Source organism: Rhizobium sp. 01L410 (assembly GCF_056400165.1).
In genome coordinates, this window is the sequence record NZ_JBFTST010000009.1 from 191,004 (window position 1) to 203,734 (window position 12,731).

The window sequence follows — 12,731 nt, forward strand, 5'->3', positions numbered from 1 at the left end:
CCATCAATGACCGCTTCAGGTCAGGCGAGGACAACAACGGTTCCCGCCTGGCTGTTTGCTCTGCTCGCCGCCTATTTCGCTGTCCACGTCGTCGTTCGCCTGATGTTGCCAGCTACGCTCGGCATCGACGAGGCCCAGCAGGTCTTCCGCCTGCAGTGGCTTGCAGCCGGCTATGGCGAACAGCCACCCTTCTACAATTGGCTCCAATACGCGGTTTTCTCCGCCGCCGGTGTTTCCGTGGCGACGCTGGCGATCGTCAAGAATGCGATGCTGTTTGGTGCCTATGTCTTCTTCGCGCTGACGGCACGGCTGTTGCTGCATGACCGGATGCTTGTCGTGGCCGCGACTCTGGGTCTGCTGACGATCCCGCAGGTCGCCTTCGAGATGCAACGCGATCTCACACACTCGGTCGCCCTGTTCTTCGCAAGCAGCATGTTCATCTACGGGTACGTCCTGACGCTGAAGCGCCCGAGCCTTGCCTCCTATGCGCTGACCGGCCTCGCAATCGGCATCGGAATGCTGTCCAAGTACAATTTCCCGCTCCTGCCGGCTGCCGCTTTTCTGGCAGCGCTGACCGGCAGCGGCATGCGGAAACGCATCTTCGACCGGCGGTTGCTGGTGACTGCTGCAATCGCGATCGCTCTGCCGCTGCCGCATGCGCTATGGCTGAAGGATCACCTGACGGCGGCATCCGAGGGAACGCTGGGCAAGCTGACGGAGAATGATGCCGCAAACTATCCGTTGCAGCTGCTGGCCGGGATGGGCTCGTTCGCAGAGGCTATTGCCGGATTTGTATTGGCCACAGCGCTGATCTTCGCAGTCACGTTCCGCAAAGCCCTGTTTAACAGCCTTACTGCCTCGTCACGCGACATCGCGCTCGTCGAACGCATTCTCTTGTTTTCGGCAGTCGCCATTCTCGCTCTGATCGTCTTCGGCCACGCCACCAACATCAAGGGTCGCTGGCTCATTCCGATTCTCTTCGTTGCTCCGCTCTATCTGTGCATGAAGATCGAGGCGGCCGGCGTTGATTCATCGCCGGGTGTGCAGCGGCTCATGGCCATCATCGTCTTCGCGATGGCCGCTCTGCCGATCGCCATGGCCGGGCGGATCGTGACTGCGGGTGTGACTCACAATTACGAACGAGGCAACGTCCCCTATCGCGGCCTTGCCGAGATGCTCAAGGCTCAGGGATCGCCAGGGCTGATCGTCGTCACCAAGGACTGGACGGGGGGCAATCTCCGGCTTCAGTTTCCCGATGTCCCCGTGATCTCGCCGCTCTACCCGCCAGGCGGCACGAAGATTGACGCCGCGGAAAACCAGCCAATGCTTCTAGTATGGAATATCGAAAGCAAGGATCAGCCGGTGATCCCGCTGAGCCTCAGGGAATGGCTCACATCGCAGAAGATCACGCCTGCCCCCCAGGCTGTCTCTGTCGACGTGCCATATCACTATGGGGCCGATGGCGACACCTATCGCTTCGGTTATGCCTGGGTGGACGGCTCGCGGAGCCGCTAGCCCCGCAACTCCTTCCACGCCGCATCGAGCGCGATCTTTGTGATCCTCGCCATCTCGTCCACCTCGGCGTGGCTGATCACCAGTGGCGGAGAGGCGAGCATGCGGTCGCCGGTGGCGCGAAGGATCAGGCCATTGGCGAGTGCGTGGTTGCGCACGAGGGCGCCGATGGCGTCGGGCTTTTCGAAGCGGGTGCGGGTCTTCTTGTCGGCGGTCAGCTGCAGCGCGGCCATGAGGCCGACGCTTGCGGCTTCGCCGACAAGGTCGTGATCGGCCAGTGCGGTCCAGGCCTTGGCGAAATAGGAGCCGATGTCGTCGCGGACGCGCTCGACCAGCTTTTCCTCTTCGATGATACGCAGGTTTTCGAGCGCGGCAGCGGCACAGACCGGGTGGCCGGAATAGGTGAAGCCGTGGTTGAAATCGCCGACATCGTTGATCAGCACATCGGCAACCCGATCCGAAACCAGTACGCCGCCGATCGGCAGATAGCCTGAGGAGAGGCCCTTGGCGATCGGGCAGAGATCGGGCTCGACGCCATAATATTGATGGCCGAACCATTCGCCGAGGCGGCCGAAGCCGCAGATCACTTCGTCAGTGACCAGCAGGATGTTGCGCGCCTTGCAGATGCGGGCGATCTCCGGCCAATAGGTTTCCGGTGGCACGATGACGCCGGCCGCTCCCTGGATCGGCTCGGCGACGAAGGCTGCGACATTCTCCTCGCCGAGTTCGTCGATCTTCGCTTCCAGCTCGCGCGCCACCTTGAGGCCGAATTCGGCCGGCGTAAGATCACCACCCTCGGCGTACCAATAGGGCTGGCCGATATGGACGATGCCAGGGATCGGCAGGTCGCCCTGCTCGTGCATGTACTTCATGCCGCCGAGGCTGGCGCCTGCTACCGTCGAGCCGTGGTAGCCGTTCTTGCGGGCGATGACGATCTTCTTGGACGGCTGGCCGATGGCGCTCCAGTAGACGCGGGCCATGCGGAACCAGGTGTCGTTGGCCTCGGAGCCGGAGCCGGTGAAGAAGACATGGTTGAAGCGCGGCCCGGCATGGGCGGTGACCTTCTCGGCGAGCAGCGTCGTCGGCGTGCTCGTGGTGCCGAAGAAGGTGTTGTAATAGGGCAGCTCGTTCATCTGCCTGGCGGCGGCGTCGGTGATTTCCTTGCGGCCATAGCCGACATTGACGCACCAGAGACCGGCAAATCCGTCCAGATATTTCTTGCCGCTGCTATCCCAGATATGGACGCCTTCGCCGCGCTCGATGATGCGCGTGCCGCCGGCATTCAGCTTTTTCATATCCGAGAAGGGATGCAGATGATGGGCGGCATCGAGGGCGGCGAGATTTGAGCGCTGGTAAGTATCGGACATGATTTGCGAAACACCTGCAGAGATTGAAAGGATCTTCCCAATGGGTTACGACCTTGGCCTGCTCAGAGGGGATTTTCAAGATCATGACGGCTGACAAGATGCACGGCAAAGCTGCGGCTGACGAGCCCTGGGTCGAAATCATGCTTGTCGGCATGAACGGCGACCTGCGCGGCAAGCGAATTCCGCTCGAGGCGCAGAAGAAAATCTGGACCGGCGACGTGCGCCTCCCCTCCTCGACGCAATCGCTTGATATCTGGGGCGACGACAACGACGACATTACCGGCCTGTCGCTGTCGATCGGCGATCCCGACGGAAACTGCATTCCCGACAAGCGCAGCCTGGCCCCGATGCCCTGGGCGCCGGAGGGATCGATGCAGGTCTTGGCGACGATGCACGAATTCGACGGTACGCCGAGCTTCATGGATCCGCGCGCCATCCTCGCTTCGGTCCTGAAGCGCTACGACGAGCGCGGCCTGACGCCCGTCGTGGCGACCGAGCTGGAATTCTACGTGGTCGAACAGGACTGGCTGGAGACCGGCTATCCCTCGGCGCCGAAGAAGCTCACCTATCGCGGCGAGCCGAACGGGTTCCAGCTTTACGACATGAGTGCCACCGATGCGCTCGACGATTATCTGCGGACCGTCCGCAGCTATGCGAGCGCGATGGACCTGCCGGCCGACGCGACGACGGCGGAATTCGGCCCCGGGCAATTCGAGATCAACCTGCTGCACCGGCCGGATGCGCTGGCGGCTGCCGACGACTGCATCTACCTGAAGCGCATCGCCGAGCAGGCCGCGAGACGGCACGGTTTGAAATCGACCTGCATGGCCAAGCCCTATTCCGATCATGCCGGGTCCGGCCTGCATGTGCATGCCAGCATCATCGACAAGGACGGCCGCAACATCCTGGATGCCAAGAGCGGCGATCCGAAGCGTCTGAAGTCCGTCACGGCAGGCATGCTGAAGACGATGCGCGAGGCGCAGCTGGTCTTTGCGCCCTTTGCCAATTCCTACCGCCGCTTCCAGCCGGGGTCCTTCGCGCCTGTCGACCTCACTTGGGGATACGGCCATCGCGGCACGGCGATCCGCATTCCGGATATGAACGGTCCGGCGGCGCGTGTCGAACACCGGGTCGCGGGGGCCGACGCCAATCCCTACCTGCTGCTCGCGGCCATTCTCGGTGGCATGCTGCTCGGACTCGACGAAGAGCTCGATCCCGGCGCCGAAACCACTCCGGCGCACGTGCCTGAGAATACCGAGCGCCTGACGCACGACTTCCTGACCGCGGTCGAAGCCTTCCGGGCCTCGCCCTTCATCAAGGACGTGTTCGGAGAGGGCTATCAGAAGCTCTATGGCGATACGAAATACAAGGAAGCGCTGATCTACCTGCGCACGGTCTCGGACTTCGACTACCGCACCTACCTGCCGCGCATTTAGACTAGGCGGCAGGCTCCCGGCGTTCGGTCTCGTGCTTCTGCGCGGCCAGCCCCTGGCGGACGAGAACCTTCAGCTCGCCCGGATGCAGTCTCAGCCGGATATCGCGCGCCAGCGGCAGCAATTCTCCGTCCATGACGCAATTGGCCTTTGCGCGCATCTTCGGGAAATGCAGGTTCACTTCGGCCGGATGCATGACCATGATATCGGCATTGTCGCGAACCTTGCCGCGCAGCATGTCGAAGGCGAGCTTGGCGACGCCGAGCGGCTTCAGCGGCTTGGCGGTGTAGAAGCCCAATTCGCCGCTGCGCAGATCGTCGGCATAAAGCAGCGCATTCTCGCCGAAGGGATTGTTGGAAACCGATACCGCCGAGACGCGGCGCCGTTCCCTCACCCCCAGCGCCTCGAACTCGACCTCGAATTCCGGCGGGTTCATCACTACGCCGAGGGCAGCACGGGTGCTGGCGCGCATCTTTCCGAGCCGGGAACGGAAACTGTAGGAATTGCGGTAGCGCACCATGCGCGCGTGCAGCCCGGCTGAAAACTGGTGGATGAAGGGCCGGTCGTTGGCGCTGGCGATATCCACATTGTCGACCTCGCCATAGGCCAGGACATCGAGTGCCTGCCAGATATCGAGCGGCACTTTCAGCGAGCGGGCGAAGAGGTTCATGGTGCCGGCGGGCACGACGCCGAGCGCCACGCCGTTCTTCCACGCGATAGACGCGGCCGCCGAGATCGTGCCGTCGCCGCCGCCGGCGACGATGCCATCGATATCGTCGCGGCGTGCTGCCCGCTCCATGGCCGGAACGATTTCCTTGCCCGGAAAGACGATCGCCTCGAAATCGTGGCCGGCTTCGCGGAACGTCGCCTCGGCCTTTTTCTCGTAGGCCTCCATATCTGTCGTCCGGAACGTTCCGCCATCCTTATTGAAAAAACCGACAAGCTTCATGCAGCGTTCCGTTCCCCGTGACACATCCCACCGATGTCACAGCTACAGATGGTCGCTAGCTCAATGATTTCAAGCGGCAAGGCGGCCGGGCTTAACACGGCCACACAGGTGAGGAATGCTAATATAGCAATGGACGTATGCACATAGCAGGACGCTGCACTGCAAAAAACGCACTCGACGCTCTAGGGCCAATCAGGGATAGAATGCAGAATGGAGGCACGTACCTCCCTTCCCGCCATAGACAGGCCGACATCCGCGCTGAACGCCCGGAATGAGAAGCCTTTGAGACATGCCCAGGAGCTCCCTTGAGCCAGATTGCCGTAAACGATTCTATTGATGCACCCGTTGCAGAAGCGCCGTCGCCGATGGCGGTCGCGCTGGTGCAGCTGGCGCTGGCCTGCGGCGGCTTCGGCATCGGCACCGGCGAATTCGCGATCATGGGCCTGCTGCCGAACGTGGCGAACACCTTCTCCGTCACGACGCCCCAGGCGGGCTACGTGATCAGCGCCTATGCGCTCGGCGTCGTCATCGGCGCGCCGGTGATTGCGGTGCTTGCCGCCAAGATGGCGCGGCGCTCGCTGCTGCTTCTGCTGATGGGCATCTTTGCGATCGGCAATATCCTCAGCGCGATGGCTCCGACCTTCGAGAGCTTCACCCTGATGCGCTTCATCACCGGCCTGCCGCATGGCGCCTATTTCGGTGTCGCGGCGATCGTCGCTGCCTCGATGGTGCCGGTGCACAAGCGGGCCCGCGCCGTCGGCCGGGTCATGCTCGGCCTGACGATTGCCACGCTGCTCGGCACGCCGCTCGCCACCTTCTTCGGCCAGTCTCTGGACTGGCGCGTCGCCTTCACCACGGTCGGCGTCATCGGCGTCGTGACGGTGGCGCTGATCTGGTATTACGTGCCGCGTGATCAGGTTGCCGAAGGCGCCAGCTTCATGCGCGAACTCGGTGCCTTCAAGCGGCCGCAGGTGCTGTTGACGCTCGCCATCGCCGCTGTCGGCTATGGCGGCATGTTCGCGATGTTCAGCTATATCGCCGATACGACGATGAAGGTTGCGATGCTGCCCGCCAGCATGGTCGCCGTGATGATGGTGCTCTTCGGCATCGGCATGAATGTCGGCAACGTGCTGGGATCCTGGCTTGCCGACAAGTCGCTGATGGGCACGATCGGCGGCTCGCTGATCTTTAACATTGTGGTGCTCAGCTGCTTTTCGCTGACGGCTGCCAATCCCGTGATGCTGGCCGCCTGCGTGTTCCTCACCGGTTGCGGCTTCGCGGCAGGCCCTGCCCTGCAGACGCGCCTGATGGACGTGGCAGCCGACGCGCAGACGCTGGCCGCAGCCTCCAACCATTCAGCCTTCAACATCGCCAACGCGCTCGGCGCGTGGCTCGGCGGCCTCGTCATCGCCTGGGGCTATGGATACGCCTCGACAGGCTATGTCGGCGCCTTCCTATCGTTCCTGGGGATCTTCGTCTTCGCCGCGTCGCTACGCCTGGAGCGCCGCAGCCGGAACGCCTGAGGCTTCGCGCAATTCCATGCCATCGGGGCGGCAGAACACGTGTTCGTCGCCCCAGGCTGCCAGCGCCTTGATGACCGGCTTCAGCGTTTCACCGAGCGGCGTCATCGCATATTCGACCCGCGGCGGCACGACCGGATAGACCTTTCGCGAGATCAGCCCGCAATCTTCCAGTTCCCTCAACTGCTTGGTCAGCATGCGCTGGGTAACCGCCGGCAGCTTGCGGCGCAGCTCATTGAAGCGCAGCGTTCCGTCCATGAGGTGGAACAGGATCACGCCCTTCCACTTGCCATCGAGAAAGCTCAGCGTCGCCTCCACCGGGCAGCCGGGAAAATTCTTCGTCAGCTTGGCACGGGGCAGAGACATTTGACGGTATCCTTTTGGGTACTACGTACAGAATTTGTGCATTCTTGCGTATCTTGAACATAAGACGCATTTAGCCTCTGTGCAACGAATACAGGAGTTTCCCATGCGCGCCGTCGCCTACAAGACGCCCCAGCCCATTGCTGCCGAAACCTCGCTCGTCGATGTCGAGCTGCCAGTGCCCGAAGCCAAGGGGCATGACCTGCTGGTCGAGATCAAGGCGATCTCCGTCAATCCCGTTGACGTGAAGATCCGCGCCAACGTCGCCCCTCCCTCGGGCGAACTCAAGGTCATCGGCTGGGATGCGGCGGGAGTGGTCACGGCCATCGGCCCCGATGTGACGCTATTCCAGCCGGGCGACGAAGTCTTCTATGCCGGCTCGATCACCCGCCCGGGGTCGAACGCCGAATTCCATCTCGTCGATGAGCGCATCGTCGGCCGCAAGCCGAAGACGCTCGACTTTGCCGCCGCCGCCGCCCTGCCGCTGACCTCGATCACCGCCTATGAAGCGCTGTTCGACCGCTTGAAGGTGCAGGATCCGGTCCCGGGTGCGGCCCGCTCGCTGCTCGTCATCGGCGGCGCCGGTGGGGTCGGCTCGATCACCATCCAGATCCTGCGGGCGCTGACCGATCTGACTGTCATCGCCACGGCGTCACGGCCGGAGACGCAGGCCTGGGTCAAGGAACTCGGCGCCCATCACGTCATCGATCATTCCAAGCCGATCGCCGCGGAGGTCGCTGCCCTTGGCCTTGGCGCACCGGGTTTCGTCTTCTCGACGACGAATACCGACCAGCATCTCGCCGACATCGCCGAGGCGATCGCGCCGCAGGGCCGTTTCGCGCTGATCGACGATCCGAAGGTACTCGACATCATGCCTTTCAAGCGCAAGGCGAATTCGGTGCACTGGGAACTGATGTTCACCCGGCCGATCTTCGGCACGCCCGATATGATCGAGCAGTATCATCTCCTGAACAAGATTGCCGAACTCGTCGATGCCGGGAAAATCCGCACGACGCTGACCGAGACTGTGGGCACGATCAATGCGGCGAACCTGAAAAAGGCGCATGCGATGATCGAGACGGGCAGGACGAAAGGCAAGGTCGTCCTGGCCGGATTCTGAGCCGGAAGCGCGCCTCGCAATCTCCCGTAAATCATGCCTTGAAGAATGCCGCGCTTAATGGTGCGGCATTCTGCCATTAACCGCATATCCCAGTTGACTTTTTTAGCGTTCGGGACCACCTACATCGCACGCGTACAGCAGCAATTGCCGGGCGCGGATATCAACGGAGCCATCATCACGATGCCAAGCGACAGTAGCAGTCGATTGCCTTTGCCGTACGCGGCCCTTTCGCGCTGACCTGGTAGCTCCGGGCTCGCCCGATCGGACGCTACGGCGGATCGACGGAAAGGCGAGCTAATGAACATCAATCGCTTCCCCCTGCGGGCCGGCAATGCCGCGCGCGCCTTCATGACCAACAACAAAGTTGCGACCATCGCCGAGCGCGTCGAGTCGTTGAATTCGCTCGCCCCTGCCGAGGCAGCCCGCATCTTGTCGAAGATGCCGCAGGAATATGCCGTCAACATCCTCGACCGGCCGGAACTGCGCCACGCCGCCTCGATCCTTGGCGTCATGGATCGCGCCGATGCCGCACGCCTGCTGCACGGCATGTCGAACGACCGCGTTGCCGACGTCCTGCTCGAGCTCGACATCGATACCCGCACCCGGCTCTTCAACAGCCTCGAAGAGCCTGTTCGTGTCGCCATCCAGCATTTGATGGGTTATCCGCCCCGCACGGCGGGCAGCATCATGACGACCGAGTTCGTCAGCGTGCCCGGCAACTGGACGGTGGAGCAGACGCTTGCCCATGTGCGCCACGTCGAGCGGTCGCGCGAGACTGTCTATGCCATCTATGTGCTGGATGAGAATTCCGGCGCGCTGATGCATGTCGTGACGCTCCGCCGCCTGATCACAGGCGAGCCTGATGCCTCGATCCTGACGGTCGCGCAGAAGGGAACGCCGGTTGCCGCCGATCCGCTGATGAAGCAGGAAGACGTGGCACGGCTGATCCGCAAGCACGACCTTCTGGCGCTGCCTGTCATCGACGATCACGGCCTGATCCTCGGCATCGTCACCGTCGATGACGTGATCGATACGATGATCGCCGATACGACCGATGGCGCCCAGCGCTTCGGCGGTATGGAGGCCCTCGGCAAGCCCTATATGAAGATCAGCTTCGGTGGCATGATCCGCAAGCGCGCCGGCTGGCTCTGTGCCCTCTTCCTCGGTGAAATGCTGACGGCAAGCGCCATGCAGCATTTCGAAGGCGAGCTTGAGAAGGCCGTCGTGCTGACGCTGTTCATTCCGCTGATCATGAGCTCGGGGGGTAATTCCGGCTCGCAGGCGACGTCCCTGATCATCCGGGCACTGGCTGTTGGCGAGTTGAAGCTTTCCGACTGGTGGCGGGTGCTGCTGCGCGAACTGCCGACCGGCATCGTGCTTGGCGCCATCCTGGGCCTCGTCGGCATGACCCGCGTGTTCTTCTGGCAGACGGCCGGGCTCTACGACTATGGCCCGCACTGGATCCTCGTCGGCTTCACGGTCTTCTCGGCGCTGATCGGCATCGTCACCTTCGGCTCGATCTCGGGCTCGATGCTGCCGTTCATCCTACAGCGCATGAAGCTCGATCCGGCAACGGCGTCGGCCCCGTTCGTCGCAACGCTGGTCGATGTGACCGGCCTGGTGATCTACTTCTCGGTCGCCCTGCTGATCCTCACCGGGACGCTTCTCTAGAAGCAATCGGCAGGCACAGCGGCGTGCCGTCAACCGGATGCGGCACCACCGCCGCATCCACTCCGAACACGGTCTTTATCAGCTCCGGCGTCAACAAGGCGCCGGGGCTTCCTGATGCGTGGATGCCGCCACCGGCAACGGCGATGATGTGATCTGCATATTGCGCCGCGTGGTTCAGATCATGGACGACCATGACGACGGTGCGGCCGCGATTGCGGTTCAGGTCGCGCAGCAGTTCCAGCACTTCCAGCTGGTGGGCGATGTCGAGATAGGTGGTCGGCTCGTCGAGCAACAGGATCGGCGTTTCCTGCGCCAGCGCCATGGCGATCCAGGCGCGCTGGCGCTGGCCGCCTGAGAGACGGTCGAGCGGGCGCGAAGCGAGATCGGCAAGACCGGTGGCGGCAAGCGCGTGATCGACGATCTCCTCGTCATGCGCGCTGGGGCGCGACAGCAGGCCCTTATGCGGGTGGCGGCCGAAACGGCAGAGCTGACGCACTGTCAGACCATCGGGAGAAACCGGGCTCTGCGGCAGGAGTGCCAGCTTCTGGGCGATCGCCCTGCCCTGCATCGACGATATTTCCTTGCCGTCGAGATAGACTGTGCCTGCCTCCGGCGCGATGATGCGGCCGAGCGCTTTCAGCAGCGTGGACTTGCCGCTGCCATTGGCACCGATCAGCGCGGTGATCTTTCCATCGGGAATCGCAACATCGATATTCTCGAGCACCCTGATCGCTGCGTATCCAAGCGTCAGCTTTTCTCCGGCAAGGCGGGATTGCGCGGCACTACTCATGGCGGCCGGTCTCCTTGATGAGCAGGAAAATCAGATAGGGTCCGCCGATCACGGCGGCGACGATCCCGGCCGGGATCTCGTTCGGCAGGGCAATGAGGCGTCCAGCGAGATCGGCAGCAGATAGAGCCAGCGCGCCCATCAGTGCGCTCGATGGCACCAGATGCCGCGCGCGCGGGCCGACAAGCAGCCGGGCGGCATGGGGCGCCAGCAGACCGAGGAAGCCCATGCTGCCAACGCTGGCGACGGCGCCTGCGCATAAAAGCACGGAAACGGCGATCAGGCCGCCCCGCAGCCGGGCCGGCGGCATGCCGAGGCTGACAAGCGTCTCATCGCCAAAGCCGCTGGCATCGAGACGTGCGGCAGCGAGGAGGACGAGCGGCAGGCAGGCGATGAGCCAGAGGCAAAGGACCAGAACGTCGGCCATCGAACTGCCATAGACGCTGCCGGCAAGCCAGACCATGGACTGGTCGGCACGGGTCGGGAAGATCACCATCACATATTGGATCAGCGCCTGCGCCAGCATGCCGAGCGCCACGCCCACCAGGGCCAGAGCCGCGATACCGCCGCCGAACGTGCGGCCGATCACGAGCAGGAGTGCCGCACCGAGGATCGCGCCTGAAACGACACCGGCCGGGATCGCCCAGATCGCCCAGGCGGGTGGCGCCATCATCCCTGCCAGGAAGGCGCCGAGCCCGGCGCATTTGGTGATGCCGACGACATCGGGAGAGGCCAGCGGATTGCGCAGCGCGCCCTGCAGGAAGACACCCGCCAGACCGAAGGACGCCCCGGCGAGGATGGAGACGGCGACGCGCGGGGCGCGGTATTGCATGACGATGAAGGCATTTTTGCCGCCGCCGATGCCATCAAGCACCTGGCCGATGCTCAGGGTCACGGCGCCGACAGTCATGCCGAGAATGGCGAGGACGGCAATGAGAACGGCGATGGTAACGCAGACCGTCAGCGCCCGCGTCTGTTTTCCGGCGAGTGTGCTCATCTGACCCTCTGGCGCCAGAGGATAAGCAGGAAGGCCGGCGCGCCGATCAGCGCCGTGACGATGCCGACAGGCATTTCCTGGGGATAGGCGGCAACGCGGCCGAGGAGATCGGCCGCATTCAGCAGCAACGGCCCGGCGATGGCGCTCAGCGCAATCAGCGTCAGCTGATCCCCGCCGACGAGCCGCCGGATGATATGCGGCACCAGCAGGCCGATGAAACCGATCGGGCCGCTGACGGCGACAGCGGAACCGGCCAGCACGACGATGAGAAAGGCCGCGAGTCCGCCGACGCGCCGCGCATTCTGCCCGAGCGACAGGCCGGTGGTTTCATCCAGCGCCAGCACGCCGAAATGGCGGCCGGCCAGAAATGCGATTCCGCCGCCGATAAGCGTGAAGGGCAGGATGATCCAGACTTTCTCCCATTGCGCGCCATTGATCGATCCGGCGAGCCAGTAGACGATATCCTGCGCGGCATTGTTGGCGATCAGGATCGCCTGAACGAGGGCTGCAAGTACAAGCTGAATGGAGATGCCTGCCAGCGCCAGCTTCATGTCATTCATGGCACCGGAGACGGAGAGCGCCCACATGGCGAGGCCGACTGCTGCTGCACCCACGAATGCCGGCCATACCGTTCCGGCGCCACGCAATTCCGGCAGGGCGATCAGGCAGAGAACGATGACGAGCGAAGCCCCGGCATTGATGCCGAAGGTTTGCGGCGAGGCGAGCGGATTGCGCGTCAGCGTCTGGATCAGCACACCTGCCACCGCCAGATTGGCCCCGATCATCACCGCCAGCAGCGCTCGCGGCAGGCGTACGTCCCAGACGAGCGCGCTATCAGGGGAGCCATCCGGCGACACAAGCAACGACAGCGCATGCCGTACCGGCAGTTCCGAAACGCCGAAGGAGACGGCAGCGACGATGACGGCGGCGAGCGCCATCAGCAGCAGGCAGCCGAGGGCGACCGGCTGCAACCGTCCCTGCCCTGCCATCGCTGCTGCCTTGCCGTCCACCA

Annotated in this window: 11 protein-coding genes; 5 read left to right on the forward strand and 6 right to left on the reverse strand. The window is 63.4% G+C overall.

The window, feature by feature from the left end; genetic code table 11:
* Positions 1-6 precede the first annotated feature (6 nt).
* On the forward strand, positions 7-1,515 hold the full coding sequence (locus tag AC1DV9_RS20570; protein ID WP_477949896.1) for a glycosyltransferase family 39 protein: 1,509 nt from the start codon (positions 7-9) through the stop codon (positions 1,513-1,515).
* On the opposite strand, the gene AC1DV9_RS20575 is transcribed toward AC1DV9_RS20570, so the two are convergent.
* Complete coding sequence (locus AC1DV9_RS20575; RefSeq protein WP_477949851.1) at positions 1,512-2,879, reverse strand: aspartate aminotransferase family protein; 1,368 nt, start codon at positions 2,877-2,879, stop codon at positions 1,512-1,514. The genes AC1DV9_RS20570 and AC1DV9_RS20575 overlap by 4 nt on opposite strands.
* Before the next feature lie 83 nt (positions 2,880-2,962).
* Between AC1DV9_RS20575 and AC1DV9_RS20580 the strand changes: the two genes are divergently transcribed.
* On the forward strand, positions 2,963-4,315 hold the full coding sequence (locus AC1DV9_RS20580; RefSeq protein ID WP_477949852.1) for a glutamine synthetase family protein: 1,353 nt from the start codon (positions 2,963-2,965) through the stop codon (positions 4,313-4,315).
* A 1-nt stretch (position 4,316) separates the two neighbouring features.
* Here AC1DV9_RS20580 and AC1DV9_RS20585 read toward each other — a convergent pair whose 3' ends face one another.
* Positions 4,317-5,261, reverse strand: coding sequence for a diacylglycerol/lipid kinase family protein (locus AC1DV9_RS20585; RefSeq protein ID WP_310297853.1), 945 nt, complete (start codon positions 5,259-5,261; stop codon positions 4,317-4,319).
* A 305-nt stretch (positions 5,262-5,566) separates the two neighbouring features.
* On the opposite strand from AC1DV9_RS20585, the gene AC1DV9_RS20590 reads away from it, so the two are divergent.
* On the forward strand, positions 5,567-6,784 hold the full coding sequence (locus AC1DV9_RS20590) for an MFS transporter (RefSeq protein WP_477949853.1): 1,218 nt from the start codon (positions 5,567-5,569) through the stop codon (positions 6,782-6,784).
* Here the strand turns inward: AC1DV9_RS20590 and AC1DV9_RS20595 are convergent.
* On the reverse strand, positions 6,752-7,147 hold the full coding sequence (locus tag AC1DV9_RS20595) for a winged helix-turn-helix transcriptional regulator (protein ID WP_477949854.1): 396 nt from the start codon (positions 7,145-7,147) through the stop codon (positions 6,752-6,754). The genes AC1DV9_RS20590 and AC1DV9_RS20595 overlap by 33 nt on opposite strands.
* Positions 7,148-7,250: 103 nt before the next feature.
* On the opposite strand from AC1DV9_RS20595, the gene AC1DV9_RS20600 reads away from it, so the two are divergent.
* Both AC1DV9_RS20600 and mgtE read left to right on the forward strand, forming a co-directional pair.
* Complete coding sequence (locus tag AC1DV9_RS20600; RefSeq protein ID WP_477949855.1) at positions 7,251-8,264, forward strand: zinc-binding alcohol dehydrogenase family protein; 1,014 nt, start codon at positions 7,251-7,253, stop codon at positions 8,262-8,264.
* Between the two features lie 297 nt (positions 8,265-8,561).
* Complete coding sequence (gene mgtE / locus AC1DV9_RS20605; protein WP_477949856.1) at positions 8,562-9,935, forward strand: magnesium transporter; 1,374 nt, start codon at positions 8,562-8,564, stop codon at positions 9,933-9,935.
* Here mgtE and AC1DV9_RS20610 read toward each other — a convergent pair.
* From AC1DV9_RS20610 to AC1DV9_RS20620, 3 genes are read right to left on the reverse strand one after another with little or no spacing between them, the layout of a single operon-like run.
* Entirely contained in the window at positions 9,916-10,725 is an 810-nt protein-coding gene (locus AC1DV9_RS20610) for an ABC transporter ATP-binding protein (RefSeq protein WP_477949857.1), read from the reverse strand. The two genes, mgtE and AC1DV9_RS20610, sit on opposite strands and share 20 nt — an antisense overlap.
* Positions 10,718-11,719, reverse strand: coding sequence for a FecCD family ABC transporter permease (locus AC1DV9_RS20615; protein WP_477949858.1), 1,002 nt, complete (start codon positions 11,717-11,719; stop codon positions 10,718-10,720). The genes AC1DV9_RS20610 and AC1DV9_RS20615 overlap by 8 nt, the downstream gene beginning before the upstream one ends.
* Positions 11,716-12,729, reverse strand: a complete 1,014-nt coding sequence (locus AC1DV9_RS20620; protein ID WP_477949859.1) for a FecCD family ABC transporter permease — start codon at positions 12,727-12,729, stop codon at positions 11,716-11,718. Before AC1DV9_RS20620 ends, AC1DV9_RS20615 begins: the two co-directional genes overlap by 4 nt.
* Between the last annotated feature and the right edge of the window lie 2 nt (positions 12,730-12,731).